Source organism: Streptomyces sp. NPDC006309 (genome assembly GCF_040613095.1).
Taxonomy (GTDB): domain Bacteria; phylum Actinomycetota; class Actinomycetes; order Streptomycetales; family Streptomycetaceae; genus Streptomyces.
Genome location: NZ_JBEXRO010000007.1, coordinates 141,496 through 157,672, shown reverse-complemented (window position 1 = coordinate 157,672; position 16,177 = coordinate 141,496). Strand labels below are relative to the sequence as shown.

General features: G+C 72.7%; 14 protein-coding genes. 11 read left to right on the top strand and 3 right to left on the bottom strand.

Features of this window, described 5'->3' with window-relative positions:
- Positions 1 to 37: 37 nt before the first annotated feature.
- The gene (locus ABZ117_RS12910; protein WP_356820088.1) at positions 38 to 3,490 is read left to right on the top strand and encodes a DEAD/DEAH box helicase family protein; all 3,453 of its coding nucleotides are present in this window, start codon (positions 38 to 40) and stop codon (positions 3,488 to 3,490) included.
- Positions 3,491 to 3,593: 103 nt separating this feature from the next.
- On the opposite strand, the gene ABZ117_RS12905 is transcribed toward ABZ117_RS12910, so the two are convergent.
- Complete coding sequence (locus ABZ117_RS12905; RefSeq protein ID WP_356820086.1) at positions 3,594 to 4,685, bottom strand: Ku protein; 1,092 nt, start codon at positions 4,683 to 4,685, stop codon at positions 3,594 to 3,596.
- A gap of 53 nt (positions 4,686 to 4,738) precedes the next feature.
- Between ABZ117_RS12905 and ligD the strand changes: the two genes are divergently transcribed.
- Positions 4,739 to 5,626, top strand: a complete 888-nt coding sequence (gene ligD, locus ABZ117_RS12900) for a non-homologous end-joining DNA ligase (RefSeq protein ID WP_356820084.1) — start codon at positions 4,739 to 4,741, stop codon at positions 5,624 to 5,626.
- Positions 5,627 to 5,650: 24 nt separating this feature from the next.
- Here the strand turns inward: ligD and ABZ117_RS12895 are convergent, their stop codons facing one another.
- On the bottom strand, positions 5,651 to 6,454 hold the full coding sequence (locus tag ABZ117_RS12895) for a nuclease-related domain-containing protein (protein WP_356820082.1): 804 nt from the start codon (positions 6,452 to 6,454) through the stop codon (positions 5,651 to 5,653).
- A gap of 101 nt (positions 6,455 to 6,555) precedes the next feature.
- Between ABZ117_RS12895 and ABZ117_RS12890 the strand changes: the two genes are divergently transcribed.
- The 6 genes from ABZ117_RS12890 to ABZ117_RS12865 all read left to right on the top strand — a co-directional run bounded on the left by ABZ117_RS12890 (position 6,556) and on the right by ABZ117_RS12865 (position 13,228).
- A complete protein-coding gene (locus tag ABZ117_RS12890; protein ID WP_356820080.1) occupies positions 6,556 to 7,068 on the top strand; it encodes a dual specificity protein phosphatase family protein in 513 nt (170 codons plus the stop codon).
- 236 nt (positions 7,069 to 7,304) lie between these two features.
- Positions 7,305 to 8,105, top strand: a complete 801-nt coding sequence (locus tag ABZ117_RS12885; RefSeq protein ID WP_356820078.1) for a hypothetical protein — start codon at positions 7,305 to 7,307, stop codon at positions 8,103 to 8,105.
- Positions 8,102 to 9,346 (top strand): HAMP domain-containing sensor histidine kinase, encoded by a 1,245-nt coding sequence (locus ABZ117_RS12880; RefSeq protein WP_356820076.1) that lies wholly within the window; start codon positions 8,102 to 8,104, stop codon positions 9,344 to 9,346. The genes ABZ117_RS12885 and ABZ117_RS12880 overlap by 4 nt, the downstream gene beginning before the upstream one ends.
- A 410-nt stretch (positions 9,347 to 9,756) precedes the next feature.
- A complete protein-coding gene (locus ABZ117_RS12875; RefSeq protein ID WP_356820074.1) occupies positions 9,757 to 11,118 on the top strand; it encodes an FtsW/RodA/SpoVE family cell cycle protein in 1,362 nt (453 codons plus the stop codon).
- Between the two features lie 35 nt (positions 11,119 to 11,153).
- Positions 11,154 to 12,611, top strand: a complete 1,458-nt coding sequence (locus tag ABZ117_RS12870; RefSeq protein ID WP_356820232.1) for a penicillin-binding transpeptidase domain-containing protein — start codon at positions 11,154 to 11,156, stop codon at positions 12,609 to 12,611.
- 44 nt (positions 12,612 to 12,655) lie between these two features.
- Positions 12,656 to 13,228, top strand: coding sequence for a DUF3291 domain-containing protein (locus tag ABZ117_RS12865; RefSeq protein ID WP_356820073.1), 573 nt, complete (start codon positions 12,656 to 12,658; stop codon positions 13,226 to 13,228).
- On the opposite strand, the gene ABZ117_RS12860 is transcribed toward ABZ117_RS12865, so the two are convergent.
- Positions 13,212 to 14,033, bottom strand: coding sequence for a hypothetical protein (locus tag ABZ117_RS12860; protein WP_356820230.1), 822 nt, complete (start codon positions 14,031 to 14,033; stop codon positions 13,212 to 13,214). The genes ABZ117_RS12865 and ABZ117_RS12860 overlap by 17 nt on opposite strands.
- Positions 14,034 to 14,217: 184 nt before the next feature.
- On the opposite strand from ABZ117_RS12860, the gene ABZ117_RS12855 reads away from it, so the two are divergent.
- The 3 genes from ABZ117_RS12855 to ABZ117_RS12845 are packed head-to-tail and all read left to right on the top strand — an operon-like array spanning position 14,218 to position 16,155.
- On the top strand, positions 14,218 to 15,156 hold the full coding sequence (locus ABZ117_RS12855) for a diiron oxygenase (RefSeq protein WP_356820072.1): 939 nt from the start codon (positions 14,218 to 14,220) through the stop codon (positions 15,154 to 15,156).
- A gap of 35 nt (positions 15,157 to 15,191) precedes the next feature.
- Complete coding sequence (locus ABZ117_RS12850; RefSeq protein ID WP_356820071.1) at positions 15,192 to 15,848, top strand: TetR/AcrR family transcriptional regulator; 657 nt, start codon at positions 15,192 to 15,194, stop codon at positions 15,846 to 15,848.
- A gap of 4 nt (positions 15,849 to 15,852) precedes the next feature.
- Positions 15,853 to 16,155, top strand: coding sequence for a hypothetical protein (locus ABZ117_RS12845; RefSeq protein ID WP_356820070.1), 303 nt, complete (start codon positions 15,853 to 15,855; stop codon positions 16,153 to 16,155).
- Positions 16,156 to 16,177 lie beyond the last annotated feature (22 nt).

Sequence of the window (16,177 nt, the reverse complement as noted above, 5' to 3'; positions counted from 1 at the left end):
AACGCCAAGTGGACGCGGGAGCGGGGGAGTTCCAGGGGTGGACACGTTCGAGTTCGTCAAGGCCGAGTGGCCTGATCTGTACGAGTTGGCCGGCCGTGCCGAGCAGTACGCCCGCTTCGACCCGTACGCGTCCGGCATCTACTCCCGCCGCGCCCTGGAGGCCGCGGTCGGCTGGCTCTACGCCTACGACGGCACGCTGGGCCGGCCGTACCGGGACGATCTCAACGGCCGCCTGTCCGAGCCGGCGTTCGGGGCCCTGGTCGGCCCCGATCTGCTGGACAAGATGCACCTGGTGCGCCGGACCGGGAACCGCGCGGCGCACGACACCACGATGACGAAGGTGACGGTGCAGCACGCGGTGGCCTCGCTGCGCGCGCTGTTCCACAGCCTGTACTGGCTGGCCCGCACCTACACCGGGCACCCCGGCTCGGTGCCGTCCTCTCTGACGTTCGACCCCGCCGCGCTGCCGGCGCCCGGTGCCGCGGCCGGGACGCAGGACCTGGCCCGCAGGACGCGCGCGCAGATCGAGGCCCTGGACGCGGAACTGGCGGCCGGGGCCGAGGCTTTGGAGGCGGAGCGGGCCCGGAACTCCGAGCTGGAGGCCGAGCTGGCCAGGGCGCTGGCGCAGGCGGCCAAGGAGGCCAACTCCAGGCTGGCGGACACGCACGACTACGACGAGGCGACCACCCGCAGGGATCTGGTCGACGATCTGCTGGCCGAGGCCGGCTGGCCCCTGACCGAGGACCGTGACCGGGAGTTCCCGGTGCCCGGCGCGGCTGCGGACGGTGGCACGGGGTACGCCGACTACGTGCTGTGGGGCGACGACGGGCTGCCGTTGGCCGTCGTGGAGGCCAAGCGCACCGGCCGGGACCCGATGGACGGTCTCAAGCAGGCCGAGATGTACGCCGACGGTCTGGAGAGGATGTACGGGCGCCGCCCGGTCGTCTTCACCACCAACGGCCATGAGCACCGCATCTACGACGACGGCGGCTACCGGCACGGGCCCGGGTACCCGCCGCGGACGGTCGCGGGCTTCTACACCCGCGACGAGCTGGAGTGGATGCAGCAGCGCCGCCGGAACCGGCGGGCGATCCACGGCGTGCCGCTGCCCGGGCGAGCCGCGGACATCGCCGGCCGCGACTACCAGAGCCGTGCCATCCGCGCGGTCGCCGAGGAATTCGACGACCGGGCGCAGCGCGGGGCGCTGCTGGTCATGGCCACCGGGACGGGCAAGACCCGCACGGTGATCGGCCTGGTGGAGACCCTCCTGAAGGCCGGGTGGGCGCGTCGCGTGCTGTTCCTGGCCGACCGGAACGCGCTGGTGCGTCAGACGGTGCGCGCGTTCGGCAGGAACCTGCCGGACGTGCCGGCCGTGGACCTGCGGGAGGCGGACCAGACCGACAAGGCCCGCGTCTACGTGTCCACGTACTCGAAGATGATGTTCGAGATCGACAGGTTCGACGACGACGGGACCCGCAGGTTCGGGCCGGGCTTCTTCGACCTCGTCGTCGTCGACGAGGCCCACCGGTCGGTGTACCGGCAGTACCGGCACATCTTCCGGTGGTTCGACGCGCTGCTGGTGGGCCTGACCGCCACTCCCAAGGACGAGGTGGACCGCAACACCTACTCGCTGTTCGGGCTCGAACAGGGCGTCCCCACCGATTTCTACCCATTGCACCAGGCCATCGAGGACCAGTGGCTCGTGCCCCCGCGGGTCATCGACGTGCCGCTGAAGTTCCCCCGGCAGGGCGTGCATTACGAGCAGCTCTCGGACGAGGAGAAGGACCAGTGGGACGCGCTGGACTGGGGTGAGGGGGCCGAGCCGCCCGAGGACGTGGACGGTGAGGCCCTGAACGACTGGCTGTTCAACACGGACACCATCGACAAGGCCCTGAAGTTCCTGATGGAGAAGGGTCACCGGGTCGAGGCCGGTGACCGGATCGCCAAGACGATCGTCTTCGCGAAGAACCAGCGGCACGCCCGGTACATCGTGGAGCGGTTCGACCATGCCTACCCCCACCTGGCCGGCAAGGCCGCGCGCGTGATCATCTCCTCGGACGACCGCGCCCAGACGACCCTGGACGAGTTCTCCGACCCGGCCGGGCAGCCCGACATCGCCGTGTCCGTCGACATGCTCGACACCGGCGTGGACGTGCCCGAGGTCGCCAACCTGGTCTTCTTCAAGCGGGTGTTCACCTCCTCGAAGTTCTGGCAGATGATCGGCCGCGGCACCCGTCTGCGCCCTGAGCTGTACGGGCCCGGCCGGGACAAGGAGGACTTCTTCGTATTCGACCTGCTCGGCAACGCGGAGTGGTTCAACCAGGACCTGCCGCGCGCCGAGGGACGAGTGGCCAGGTCGCTGCGCTCTCGGACGTTCGCCGCCCGCGTGGACCTGCTGCGCACCATCGACCTGCTGGACGATCCCGGTGCGGAGCTGACCGGCTTGCGCGACGCCGTCGCCGCACGGCTGCACCAGACCGTGGCCGGGATGAATCTGGACAACTTCATCGTCCGCGACCACCGCTCCTGGGCGGAGACCTACGCCGACCGCGGGGCCTGGTCACGCGAGCGGATCCGGGCCGCCGACCCGCAGGACCTGGGTGACCTCGTCGAGAACCTGGGCGACCTGCCCACCGCCGACCGCGGGGACGGCACCGACGAGAAGGCCAAGCGCTTCGACCTGATGATGCTCACCCTCCAACTGGGCACCCTGCGAACGGACATCGACGTGTCACGGGTGCGGGAGAACGTGCGGACCATCGCATCGGCGCTGCTGGAGAACCGGGACGCGACCCAGATCGCGGCCCAGGTCGCGCTGCTGGACGACGTGGCCGGCGAGGAGTGGTGGCAGGACGTCACCGCGGCCATGGTGGAGGTCGCGCGCCTGCGGATGCGCGGCCTGGTCGGGCTGATCACCGGGACGCCGCGGAGAATCGTCTACACCGATCTGGCCGAGGAGTTGGGCGAGGTACGGGAGATCGAGCTGACCGCTGCGGCCAAGGGCGTCAACGCCAAGCGGTTCCGGCAGAAGGCCCAGGCGTATCTGGCCGGGAACCTGAACCACGTGACCCTGCAGAAGCTCCGCCGGAACAGGACGCTGACCCAGCAGGACCTGGACGAGCTGGGCCGGATGCTCGTGGATGCCCGGATCGGTACGGAGGACGACGTGCACGCCGCCGCCGAACGGGCTCATGGTCTCGGGAGGTTCATCCGTTCCCTCGTCGGTCTGGAACGCGAGGCCGTCGAGGAGGCGTTCGCCGCGTTCCTCCAGGATGCGGGGGCCACCCGGGCCCAGCAGGACTTCGTGCGCCTGGTCATCGACCATCTGACCGACAACGGTGCGCTCGACCCCGGTCTGCTGTGGGAGGACCCGTTCAACCGGGACGACCCGTCCGGGGTCTCGGGGGTGTTCCCCGACCCGGTCCCGCTGGTCGAGGTCATCCACCGGTTCAACAGCGGGGCCGACCTGCCGTCGTCCGCGACGGCCTGAGCCGGCCGGGAACGACGGCCGGCCGAGCGGTCCGCCCGGAGGGCCGGGGTCCGCTCCGGTGCCGGTGCCGGTGGTCCGCCCCGTCGGTGCCCGGAGGGTTCCTTCAGGCGGACCGCTTCCGGGACGGCGTCTTCTTCGGGGCGGTCTTCTTCGCCGTACTCGTCGCCGTGTTCGTGGCCGTGTCCTTCGGCGTGCTCGTGGCCGTGTCCTTCGTGGTGCTTCTCGCTGTGGCCGTCGTCTTCTTCGCCGTGCTCTTCGCGGACGCCGCCGTCTTCTTGGTGTCCTGCCCCGCCCCGGACGTCGACTTCCGTGCCGTGGCCGGCTTGCCGGCGGTGGCCTTCGTCGTCTTCTTGCCCCCGGTCTCCTTGGGCGCCGCCCCTCCCCGCAGCGGTGTGACCTCGGCCTCGCCGGTGGGGGTCGCGCGGGACTCGCGGGCCGCTCGGACGCTGTTCTCCAGCGCGGCCATGAGGTCCAGTACCTTGCCGCCGGTGGCGGGGGCCGGGGCCTCGGGCGGGGTCTCGCCTGCGGCCTTGGCCGCGATGACCTCCTCCAGGGCCTCGCGGTACTCGTCGTGCAGGTCCTTCAGGTCGACCTCACCGAGTGTTTCCATGAGGGCGTCCGCCAGGTCGAGTTCCTTGTCGCGGATGGTCACGTCGGCGTCGGGGGCGATGCCCTCGGGAGCCCGTACCTCGTCGGGCCACAGCAGGCCGTGCATGGCGATGGCGTCCCCCACGACCCGCAGCATGCCGAGACGCTCCCGGCCGCGCAGCGCGTACTTGGCGATGGCGACCTTGTTGCTGCGCTTGAGGGCCTCGCGCAGGAGGGTGTACGGCTTGGCGGCGGGCGTTCCGCCGGCCGCGAGGTAGTACGCCGAGCCCATCTGGAGGGGGTCGATCCGGTCGGCCGACACGAAGGCCACGATCTCGATGGTGCGGGCGGTCGGCATGGGCAGGTGGGAGAGGTCCTCGTCGGTGATCGGGATGATCGAGCCGTCGGCGTCCTCGTACGCCTTGCCGATCTCGTCCTGGCTGACCTCGCGGTCCTCCAGTTCGCACACCTTGCGGTAGCGGATGCGGCCACTGTCCTCGGTGTGGATCTGGCGGAAGGAGATGGCGTGGTTCTCCGTGGCGTTCACCAGTTTGACCGGGATGGTGACGAGACCGAAGGAGATGGCGCCGTTCCAGATCGATCGCACGTACCGCACCCTGCCTTTCCCGATTTCCCCGGTTCGTCTGGGATTGTCATCTTATGACGCCTATCACAGAGGTGGAGGGGCGCCGGGTCGCGCTCAGCAACCTGGAGAAGGTGCTGTATCCGGAGACCGGCTTCACCAAAGCGGAGCTGCTGCACTACTACGCGACCACCGCCGGGGCCCTGCTGCCGCATCTGCGCGACCGCGCGGTGTCCTTCCTGCGTTATCCGGACGGCCCCGACGGACAACTGTTCTTCGCCAAGAACGTGCCGCCGGGTACGCCCGAGTGGGTCACGACCGCGAAGGTGCCGCGCTCGTCGGCGGACGGTCCGGCCCGGATGGTGGTGGTGCAGGACCTGCCCAGCCTGGTCTGGGCGGCCAACCTGGTCACCGAGTTCCACACCCACCAGTGGCTGGTGCAGACCCCGGACGAGGCCGACCGGCTGGTCTTCGACCTCGATCCGGGTGCGCCCGCGCACATCGTGCACTGCTGCGAGGTCGCTCTGTGGCTGCGTGAGCGGCTCGCCGCCGACGGGATCGAGGCGTACCCGAAGACGGCCGGGTCGAAGGGGCTGCACCTGCTGGCCGCGGTGCGCGGGAGTTCCTCCGAGCGGACGTCCGAGTACGCGAAGGCGCTGGCCGTGGAGGCGGAGCGGGCGATGCCCCGGCTGGTGGTGCACCGGATGAACAAGAGCCTGCGGCCCGGGAAGGTGTTCGTCGACTGGAGTCAGAACGCGGCCCGCAAGACCACGGCCACCCCGTACACCGTGCGCGCCCGCCGGGCCCCGCTGGTGTCCGCACCGGTGACCTGGGAGGAGGTCGCCGGCTGCCGCAGCCCGGCACAGCTGGAGTTCCGGGCCGGGGACATCGCCGCCCGGCTCCAGGACCTCGGTGACCTCATGGCCCCGCTGACGGACCCGGCCAAGGCCGCACCCCTGCCCTGACCTGCTTCTGTGCCCGCGCCCGCGCTAGACCCTCCCCCAGGTGTTCCGGTCCCGGGCCATCCCGTGCAGGGCCTCCACGTCCGCCGGTTTGAGGACCCCGCCCAGCCGGGCCAGGTCCGCCAGCTCGGTGTCCCGCAGGATCCGTACCCGGCGCGGCTGCGCGGTCACGGTCACCTCGGCCGGGTCGGTGAGGACCAGCACCGCCCGGACCTCCGCGGTCAGCGCGTACGAGGCGCGGTCGGCGTCGGCGCGCAGGCGGCGCAGCAGCGGCTCGGCGGCGCGGCGGCCCAGGCTGATCATGGGGTCGGCGACCAGGACGCGCGTCCTGCGGGCGTACAGGGCGTGGACGGCGAACAGACCGCCGGGGCCGATCACCAGGTGGTGGATGCGGCCGCCGCCGGGCAACGGTACGGAGTGCAGGGTGTGCCAGCCGGCGCCCTCCAGCCCGTCCAGTGCCTCACCGGCGCCCTGCTCGGCGGCCAGGGCGCGCCGGCGGGGGTCGGGGCGCAGCCGGTGGGCGGGGCCGGGGTCGCGGTCGAGGGCGACGAGCAGGGCCTCGCCGGGGCGGTTGGGGGCCAGGTCGTCGTCCGGGTGCAGGGTCAGCCGGGCGTACTCGGCGGGGGTCGGGACCGGGGGCGGCCCCACAGTGACCGGGCCGGTGAGGAAGGGCCGCAGCGCGTGCAGCACGGCGTCCCCGCTGTCCTCGCCGAGCAGGTTCACCCGGCCTGTCTCACGGTCGTACCAGGCGACGCTGCTTCCGTCCGCGCGGCAGACGTACAGCCGTTCCCTGCCGTGCCGGCCGGCCGGCACCACGCGCAGTCCGCTCATGTGCCATCACCCCTCGACCATGGGAACAGGCGGGGTGCTCCCGGGGCAAGACCGGTTACCGTGGAGGACGGCCCTCGCGCGAGGGAGTTGGGGAGGCGCCGGTGCGGACCCACGGAAAGCAGCCCGACGTACCGGCTCCGGAGAGCCCGTGGAACGAGATCCTGCCCGGCCTGTGGATGGGCGGGCACGAGTTCCGCGGCCGTTCCGGACGCCTGGAGTCCGCCGTCGTACGCGACGAGTTCGACGTGGTCCAGACCCTGCTGCGGCTACCAGGGTACGGGCCCGCTCCGGGCGTGGAGCACCATGTGTGGCCGATCCCCGACGGGCCGCTGGACGGGACGCAGCTCGCCGGGGTCATGCGGCTGGCGCGGGCGGTGGACGAGGCGCTGGACGCCGGCCGCCGGGTGCTGGTGCGCTGCTGTCACGGGTACAACCGGTCGGGGCTGGTCATCGGGCACGCCCTGGTGCGGCGGGGTGAGCGCGCCGACGAGGCGATCCGGCTGATCCGGGCCCGGCGCTCGGCGTGGGCGCTGCACAACGAGCTGTTCGTGGCGTACCTGCGGGCGGGCCTGGCGACCGTGCGGCTGCTGGAGGAGCTGGCCGAGGCCGAGTAGCGCTCCTCCGGCGGTGGTGTCCGGCTGGTCCCGGCAGTCTTGTCCCCGGCAGTGTTGTCCCTACCGCCCCTGGCGGCCCATGTCCGCCCGGCGGCCGTACCGCCCAGCCGGGCACGGCGCCCCTCCCCGGTGCCCCGTGCCGTGCGCGGGACGGGTGGTCGGCTCAGGCTGGGCACATGCCCCGGCGCACCCACGAATTAAGGTGGACGGGATCGAACCCGACGCCCAGGAGCACCGTGCCAGCCCGTCGTCCCGCGCGTACCGCCCTCGCCGTGACCGCCGTCGCCCTGCTCGCGGCGACGGCTGCGGCCTGCGGGGACACCGGCGGGCTGCGGGGCGCCGGGTCGACCCCGGCCGCCGCGAGCCCCGTGAGGCTCTGGCCCGGACTGCGGCCGGCGGCCAGCCCGGCCTACCCGTACGACGTGGCGACCAGGGAGACGGTGAAGGGGGTCACCGTGCCCGGGGACGACATCCGGAAGGTGGATCCGGTGGACGTCGTCGAGGCGGAGCTGAAAGCGCACCCGGCCGACTACGGGCCGAAGGGCACCTACCACGCCACCGTCGGCCGGATGAAGGAGTGCCGTCCGGGGGGTGACCGGGCCCGGTGTCCGCTGCTGGAGCCGTACTACCGGGACCTCACCGGGGACGGCCGGCCCGATCTCACACTCGGTTTCCGGCTGTATCCGACGAACCAGACGGGCGTTCGGGTCTACACCGTCGAGAAGCACGGGCTGGTGCAGGTGCTGGCCGACAACGACGCGATCACCGGGGTGGAACTGGCCGGCCGGGCGCTGATCGAACGTTCACCGGCCGACATCTCGGGCTACGAGTACCGCACCACCTGGGTGTGGGACCCGGGTCAGCGGGCGATGGTGTTCTCCCGCGACGAGTACCTGCACGTCGGTGACGGGCGGCACGGCAGGACGCCGTCCGCGACTCCGTCCGTCTCTGTGTCTCCGTCCGCCTCCGTGTCGTCTTCCACCTCCGTGTCGCCTTCAGCGTCACCGTCCGTCTCGCCTTCCGCGAGCGGGCGATGAGGCTCGCGCTGCCCCACTGGGCCGGGACGCTCGCCGTCAAGGCCGCCGCGTTCATCACGGTGATGTGCTGTGCGCTGGCCGCGCTGCTCGGCGTGCTGGTCCACGTGTCGGTGACCAACCAGACCGTCGGGCAGGCCCGTGACCTGGCGCTGTCCCGGCTGACCGACGCCACCCGGGCGTACGAGGCCGGGGACACCCTGCTGCCGGGCGCCGCGGTGGACCCCGCCGGGCTGCCCACGCCGCTGCGGACCCTGGCGGTGACCGGGGAGCGCGGCACGATGGTCTCGACGCACCGGGGACGCCCGACCATGTGGGCGGCGGGACCGGTGGCCGGGCGCCGGGCGCTGGCCGTGGAGGTCGACTACTCGCAGCAGTCCCGCACCATCGCCGGCCTCGACCAGTCGATCCTGTGGTCGTCGGGGCTCGCCATCGGGGCGACCGTGCTGGTCGGCGCGTTCGCGGTGACCCGGGTGACCAGGCGGCTGCACGGCACCGCGCGGGTGGCCCGGCGCATCAGCGCGGGCGACCTGGACGCCCGGGTGGAGGATCCGCGGACGAAGGATCCGACCCGGGCGCAGGACGAGGTGGCGGCGGTGGCCGCGGCCCTGGACTCGATGGCCGCGTCGTTGCAGGGCAAGCTGCTGAGCGAGCAACGGTTCACCGCGGACGTGGCGCACGAGCTGCGTACCCCGCTCACCGGGCTGCACGCGGCGGCGGAGCTGCTGCCGCCGGGCCGGCCGACGGAGCTGGTGCGGGACCGGGTGGCGGCGCTGCGCACACTCACCGAGGACCTGCTGGAGATCTCCCGGCTGGACACCGGGCGGGAGCGGCTGGAGGCCGACACGGAGGAGCTGGGCGCGCTGGCCGGGCGGGTGGTGCGGGCGTCGGGGACGGAGACGGAGGTGCGGGTCCTGCGGGACGCGCGGGTGGAGACCGACCGGCGGCGGCTGGAGCGGGTGCTGGGGAACCTGGTGGCCAACGCGCACCTGCACGGTCGCCCTCCGGTGGTCCTGACGGTGGACGGGCCGGTGGTGACGGTGCGGGACCACGGTGGCGGGTTCCCGGAGTGCCTGGTGGAGCACGGGCCGCAGCGGTTCCGTACGGAGGGCGGGGCCAGGGGCCACGGGCTCGGGCTGACCATCGCCTCGGGGCAGGCGGAGGTACTGGGGGCCCGGCTCTCGTTCGCCAACGCGGTGGACGGCGGCGCGGTCGCCACGCTGACGTTGCCGGGCGAGGGGTAGCGCTGGGAGCGGGGGCCGGGGCCCGGGTGACGGCGCTGCCCGTCCCCCGGCCCCCGTCCCCGTCCCCCTCGCCCGTCCCCCGGCCCCGTCCCCCTTGCCCGCGCGCCGTCCGTCGGGCCCAGCAAAAAAGGTCACCCCCGAGGGGCCTCCTGATGTGGCGATTGGTCACGTTCCACCCCCTTTTTCTGGAGGCGACCCCATGCGCCTACGCCGCTCCCCGCCCCGGTGCCTCGCCGTGGCCGTCGCCACCGGGGCGCCGGCCGCCGGTGTCGCGGCCGCACCGGCCGTGGCCGGCACCTGGGCCTGGGGCCCGGCCACCTGCATCCGGAACGTCGGCCCCGCGCCACGCTGGTGCTGACGCGGCCGTCGAACAACACCCACAAGTCGTCCCGTTTCGGTAGGTTCCGGGCATGACGAAGGCCGGAACCACCGTGGCGGCGGCCCCCGCTCCCCCGCGCGCTCCCCGCCTCCCCCGGCGCCGGGGCATCGAAGCGGCCCTGATCGTGCTGGCCGTCCTGCTGTCCGTGTACGGCTACTGCGCGGTGGGGCTGGCGCGCACCGGCTCCGTCCCGCCCGGTGCCGCCGGCTACGGCGCCGGACTCGGCGTGCTCGCCCTGTTCGCGCATCTCGCGGTGCGGATCCGGGCGCCGTACGCCGATCCGCTGCCGCTGCCCATCGGGGTGCTGCTCAACGGGCTCGGGCTGGTGCTGATCTACCGGCTGGACCTGGAGACGCCCGGCGACCGGGCGGCCCCGACCCAGCTGGTGTGGTCGACGTTCGGGATCGGGCTGTTCATCGGCGTCGTCCTGGTGCTGCGCGACCACCGGGTGCTCCAGCGGTACGCGTACGTGTGCGTGGTGGCCGCCCTGGTGCTGCTGGCGCTGCCGATCCTGTTCCCCGCGGTCAACGGCGCCCGGATCTGGATCCGGATCGCCGGGTTCTCCATCCAGCCGGGCGAGTTCGCGAAGGTGCTGCTCGCGGTGTTCTTCGCCGCCTATCTGGCCGCCAACCGCAGCGCCCTCGCGTTCACCGGCCGCCGGCTGTGGCGCATGCAGTTCCCGACCGGCCGGGTCCTCGGGCCGATCGTCACGATCTGGGTGGTGAGCGTGGGGGTACTGGTGCTGGAGCGGGACCTCGGGACCTCGCTGCTGTTCTTCGGGCTGTTCGTGGTGCTGCTGTACGTCGCCACCGGGCGGACCGGCTGGATCGCGGTCGGGCTGCTGCTGGCCGTGGTCGGCGCGGTCGCCGTGGGGCGGCTGGAGCCGCATGTCAACGGGCGGATCGAGGACTGGCTGCACCCGTTCGCCACGATCCAGGCCGGACAGGGACCCAACCAGCTCGTGCAGTCCCTGTTCGCCTTCGCCGCCGGCGGGATCCTGGGCACCGGGCTGGGGCTCGGGCACTCGATCCTGATCGGCTTCGCCACCAAGTCGGACTTCATCCTGGCGACCGCCGGGGAGGAGCTGGGCCTCGCGGGTCTCGCGGCGATCGTGCTGCTGTACGCCCTGCTGGTGGAGCGCGGCTACCGGGCGGGCCTGGCGCTGCGCGAGCCCTTCGGCCGGCTCCTCGCGGTCGGGCTGGCCTCGATCATGGCGTTGCAGGTGTTCGTGATCGCGGGCGGGGTCACCGGGCTGATCCCGCTGACCGGGATGGCGATGCCGTTCCTCGCCCAGGGCGGTTCCTCGGTGGTCACCAACTGGGCGATCGTGGCGCTGCTGATCCGGGTCAGCGACTCGGCGCGCAGTCAGTACGACGGCCGGGAGGCGCCGTGACCGAGTACGGGGGGCTGCCCGAGAACGGGCGCCCGATGGCGAAGTACATCCGGCACGCCAGCGCGTTCTGCGCCCTGCTGCTGGCGGCCCTGCTGGGCAACGCGGCCCGCGTGCAGGTCGTGCAGTCCGGGGAGTACGCCAACAGCCCGGCCAACCGCCGGGCCACGATCGCCCGTTACCAGCAGCCGCGCGGCGACATCCTGGTGGGCGGCGTGCCGGTCACCGGCTCCGTGGACACCGGCGAGCAGCTGCGCTTCGAACGCGGCTACCTGGACGGGCCGTTGTACGCGCCGGTCACCGGCTTCGCCTCGCAGAGGTACGGCACCACGTTCCTGGAGCACGCCGAGGACGGGGTGCTCTCCGGTACCGACCCGATGCTGGCACCGCTGCCGGTGTGGAACGACGTGACGCGCGCGCCGAACCGCGGCGGGGACGTCGTGACGACCCTGAACCGCAAGGCGCAGGAGGCCGCGTACCGGGGGCTGGCGGGCCGCAAGGGCGCGGTGGCCGCGCTGGACCCGGCCACGGGCCGCGTCCTGGCGCTGGTGACCAGCCCGTCGTACGATCCCGCCGAACTGTCCGGCAACAGCGAGGCGGTGACGTCGGCGTGGTCCCGGCTCAACAGTGACCCGGAGAAGCCGATGCTCAACCGGGCGGTACGGCAGACCTATCCGCCGGGGTCGACGTTCAAGGTGGTCACCGCGGCGGCGGCGCTGGACGCGGGTGTGGTCACGGACCTGGACGCGCCCACCGACTCCCCCGACCCCTACCGGCTGCCCGGCACCACGACCCGGCTGACCAACGAGGGCGAGGGCTGCGTGGACACCTCGGTGCGGGACGCCTTCGAGTGGTCCTGCAACACGGTGTTCGCCAAGCTGGGCGTGGACGTGGGCGTGCGGGACATGGCGGACACGGCACAGGCGTTCGGGTTCAACGACCGAGATCTACGCATCCCGTTCTCCGTGGCGCCCAGCACCTTCGACAACCGGGTGGACCGGGCACAGCTGGCGCTGTCCTCGATCGGGCAGTACAACACCCGGGCCACGCCGCTCCAGATGGCGATGGTCGCGGCGGCGGTCGCCGACGGCGGCCTGCTGCGTCCGCCGTATCTGGTGGAGCGCACCACCCGGCACGGCGGCGAGACGCTCACCGGCAGCGCGGCCCGCCCGGGACGGCAGGTGATGCGGCCGTCCACGGCGGCCCGGCTGAGGGAGCTGATGGCCGGCGTGGTCGAGGAGGGCACCGGCACCCGGGCGGCCATTCCCGGCGCGATCGTCGGCGGCAAGACCGGCACCGCCCAGCACGGGGTGGGCAACGCGGGCGTGCCGTACGCCTGGTTCGTGTCCTGGGCGCAGGCCGATGACGCGCCGGAGCCGCAGGTGGCGGTCGCGGTGGTGGTGGAGGACGCCTCGGCGGACCGGGGGGAGATCAGCGGGGGCGGGGACGCGGCACCGATCGCGAAGGAGGTGATGCGGGCGGTTCTCGCGGGCTGAGACGGGGGGTTCCGGGGGCCCGGTGGCCGACCTACCGTGCGCCCATGACGGAATCCGTGATCGCGTACCGACTCGCCCAGGTCAACATCGCCCGCCTCAGATACCCTCTCGACTCGCCCGAGTTGAAGGACTTCGTCGACGCCCTCGACCCCGTGAACGCGGTGGCGGACACCGCGGACGGCTTCGTGTGGCGGCTCCAGGGCGAGGACGGGAACGCCACCGCCGTCCCCGTCCTCGGCGACGAGTGGCTGATCATCAACATGTCGGTGTGGCGGGACACGGACGCGCTGACGGCGTTCATGTACCAGGGCCGGCACCGGGAGCTGCTCGCCCGGCGGCGGGAGTGGTTCGAGCGGCCCGAGGAGGCGATGACCGCGTTGTGGTGGGTGCCGGCCGGCCACCGCCCGGCGGTCGCCGAGGCGGAGGACCGACTGCTGCACCTGCGGGCGCACGGCCCGACGCCGTACGCCTTCTCCCTGCGGACGCCCTTCGCGCCGCAGGCGGCCGCGGAAGCCGCGGCGGCCAGGGAGACGGCGGTGGCCAGGGAGACGGAGACGGCGGTGGCCGGGAAGACGGCGGCGGCCGGGGATGTGGCGGCCGTCAGCCGATCGGCTTGAGCATCTCCGTACGGACCTTGAGGGTGTCGCGGGCGGCGGCGTCGAGGTCGATGTCGGCGGGGTCCTTCTTCTCCACGCCCACCGTACCGACGATGGCCGCCGTGTTGCCGTCCGCCCAGGAGCAGACCGGGTAGGTGAGCGTGACGAGGGCGTTCTTCTGGATCAGCACCTCGCAGCTGACGGGCGTGTCCGCGCCGGACGGGGTGATGTCCCGCGCGGGCTCCCCGAGCGTGACGTCGTCGGCCTCGGCGGCGCCCTTGAGCATCTTCCGCCGCACCGCGGCCTCGTTCTTGAACCGGCCGTACATGCCGGACACCAGCAGTGACCCCTTGGTGTCGTCGCCGCCCGGGCTGTAGCGGGCGGTGACGGCGTGGATGTCCTTGACGTCCCAGGCGCCGTCCGCCTCCCGCTCGACCTTCTTGCCCTCGGTGCCGGAGTAGTCCTGGGCGAAGACGTAGGTGCCGTCCAGCAGGGTGTGCGGCAGCGTGAGCTTGTTCCTCGCCTCGGGGAAGCCGCTCTCGGCCACCATCCCGAGCAGCACCAGCCCCACGACGCCCAGCGTGACGACACCGCCCACGATCCCGAGCACCAGACCCACCCGGCGCCTCTTCGGCGGCGGCCCCATGGGCGGCACACCGCCCCAGCCGGGGTACGGCTGCGGCGGGTAGGGCTGCTGCGGGGGATACGGCTGCTGCGGATAGGGCTGCTGCGCGGGGTACGGCTGCTGCTGGGGGTACGGCGAACCGTATGGGCCGGGGGCCGCAGGGGGCTGCGGGCCGTAGGGGTACTGCGGCTGCGGAGGCATGGACACGCCAGCACGCTACTGCATCCGGGTGAGCGCACCCGCGCCGCGTCCGCGCCGGCCGGGTTCGGGCGGCCGGGCGCGCTCACCGGCGCAACAAGTCGCGCCCGGGGGATTGACGAGCTTGCTGACAGGCAGTCTCATAAGAGGCGAGACGACTACCCCCGGGTAACGAGGTGAGGGAGCCATGACGACCCTGACGGAAGAGGACGCGCTGGACGGGCTGCGCGACGCGCTCGGCCTGCTGAAGGACCGGGAACAGGTGGCCGAACGGCTGCTCGTCTCTTCCGCCAAGCACTCCTTCGACCCGGACAAGGAGCTGGACTGGGACGCGCCCTTCGAGGAGGGCAAGTGGTTCTGGCCCCCGGAGCTGGTGTCGCTGTACGGCACCCCGATGTGGCAGCGGATGAGCGAGGAGCAGCGGCTCCTGCTCTCCCGGCACGAGGCGGCGGCGCTGGCCTCGCTCGGCATCTGGTTCGAGCTGATCCTGATGCAGCTGCTGGTCCGGCACGTCTACGACAAGGCGGCGACGAGCGCGCACGTGCGCTACGCGCTCACCGAGATCGAGGACGAGTGCCGGCACTCGAAGATGTTCGCCCGGCTGATCACGCACGGCGGCACGCCCTGGTACCCGGTGAGCCGGGCCCACCAGAACCTGGGCCGCCTGTTCAAGACGATCTCCACGACCCCCGGTTCGTTCACCGCCACGCTGCTCGGCGAGGAGGTCCTGGACTGGATGCAGCGCCTGACGTTCCCCGACGAGCGGGTCCAGCCGCTGGTCCGGGGCGTCACCCGGATCCACGTGGTGGAGGAGGCGCGGCACGTCCGGTACGCCCGTGAGGAGCTGCGGCGCCAGATGGTGACCGCCCCGAAGTGGTCGCAGGAGTTCACCCGGGTCACCTCCGGGGAGTTCGCCCGGGTGTTCTCGGTGGCGTTCGTGAACCCGGACGTGTACGCCAACGTCGGCCTCGACAAGCGGGAGGCCATGGCGCAGGTGAAGGCGAGCGGCCACCGGCGGGAGGTCATGCAGACGGGTGCGAAGCGGCTGACCGACTTCCTGGACGACATCGGGGTGCTCCGGGGCGTCGGCCGGCGGCTGTGGAGGTCCTCGGGGCTGCTGGCCTGACCCCCCGCGCCCGCACGGCGATTAGGCTGCGGGGCATGACCCCGTCCGCCACCCCCGCCTATCGCCGGCTCAGCGTCGAGGAGCGGCGGCGTCAGCTCCTCGACGCCGCGCTCTCCCTCTTCGCGCACCGCGCCCCAGAGGACGTGTCCCTGGACGACGTGGCGGAGGCGGCCGGAGTCTCGCGGCCGCTGGTGTACCGGTACTTCCCGGGCGGCAAGCAGCAGCTGTACGAGGCGGCGCTGGGGTCGGCCGCGCAGGAGCTCCAGCAGTGCTTCGTCGAGCCGCGCGAGGGCCCGCTGCTGCCCCGCCTGTCCCGCGTCCTGGACCGCTATCTGGCATTCGTGGACGAGCACGACACCGGGTTCAGCGCGCTGCTCCAGGGCGGCAGCGTGGTGGAGACCTCCCGTACGACCGCCCTCGTGGACGGGGTGCGCCGGTCCGCCGCGCAGCACATCTGCCGGCACCTCGGCGTCCTCGACCCCGGCGCCCGGCTGCGGATGACCGTCCGCATGTGGATCACGGCCGTGGAGGCGGCCTCCCTGATCTGGCTCGACGAGGACAAGCAGCCGCCGGCCGGGGAGCTGCGTGACTGGCTGGTGGAGCAGTTCGTGGCCGTCCTGACGGTCACCGCGGGCCGTGACCCGCAGACCGCCGCGCTCGTCGGCGCGCTCGCCGGGGATGGCCGAGACTGAACCCGTGAAGAGCCAGGACACCCCCTTCGAGGGCGGGCCCATGGACGGCCGTGTGCTGCCCGTGCTGCTCGGCCCCACCGGGCACCCCCCGAAGACGTACCGCATCCCCGTACCGGACCCGGACGGCGGTCCGCCCACGGTGCTCGTCTACCACCGCGTGCCGCGCGGGCACAGCAGGCGGCTGGGACTGATCCAGGGGTGGAAGTACCGGTACGCCCCCGAGGACCGGTCGGGCGGGCGGCCGAGGTGGCCCTGGTCCAAGCCGGACATCACGCCGTCCGGCAAGCCGGACGACACGGACGGGTGACAGGGCTGCGCCGAACCGCGCA

Bases quoted from the DNA above. Each gene is read 5' to 3' on its own strand.
- ABZ117_RS12870 (WP_356820232.1), top strand. From the start codon at position 11,154: ATGGCGAAGTACATCCGGCACGCCAGCGCGTTCTGCGCCCTGCTGCTG.
- ABZ117_RS12880 (WP_356820076.1), top strand. From the start codon at position 8,102: ATGAGGCTCGCGCTGCCCCACTGGGCCGGGACGCTCGCCGTCAAGGCC.
- ABZ117_RS12850 (WP_356820071.1), top strand. From the start codon at position 15,192: ATGACCCCGTCCGCCACCCCCGCCTATCGCCGGCTCAGCGTCGAGGAG.
- ABZ117_RS12865 (WP_356820073.1), top strand. From the start codon at position 12,656: ATGACGGAATCCGTGATCGCGTACCGACTCGCCCAGGTCAACATCGCC.
- ABZ117_RS12895 (WP_356820082.1), bottom strand. From the start codon at position 6,454: ATGAGCGGACTGCGCGTGGTGCCGGCCGGCCGGCACGGCAGGGAACGG.
- ABZ117_RS12875 (WP_356820074.1), top strand. From the start codon at position 9,757: ATGACGAAGGCCGGAACCACCGTGGCGGCGGCCCCCGCTCCCCCGCGC.
- ABZ117_RS12860 (WP_356820230.1), bottom strand. From the start codon at position 14,033: ATGCCTCCGCAGCCGCAGTACCCCTACGGCCCGCAGCCCCCTGCGGCC.
- ABZ117_RS12855 (WP_356820072.1), top strand. From the start codon at position 14,218: ATGACGACCCTGACGGAAGAGGACGCGCTGGACGGGCTGCGCGACGCG.
- ligD (WP_356820084.1), top strand. From the start codon at position 4,739: ATGACGCCTATCACAGAGGTGGAGGGGCGCCGGGTCGCGCTCAGCAAC.